The 201-nt window shown below is 71.6% G+C and carries 1 pseudogene; it reads right to left on the bottom strand.

The features are described from left to right. Nucleotides 1-201, bottom strand: a pseudogene (locus AC5RWU_RS24875) (2-keto-4-pentenoate hydratase); the annotation flags it as partial.

The raw sequence follows: 201 nt of genomic DNA, 5'->3' as shown, positions 1-201 counted from the left end.
CGTTGTCCGCGACCGTGTCCACCAGGCGGATGTCCCAGTCGGCGATCCGCGAGTCGATGATCTCGATCGCCGGATACACCGCCCCGATCGCCGCGGCCGCCTGCTCGACGGTCACCCCGGGCCCGGACAGGGTCTGGCTGAGCACGAACCCGAACTCGGGCTCGACCTTCGGGGCGATGAACCCGGCCGCCGGGATCCGGG

It is taken from the genome of Arthrobacter sp. B0427-1-12 (assembly GCF_059092905.1).
This window is presented reverse-complemented; position numbering and strand designations above follow the sequence as displayed.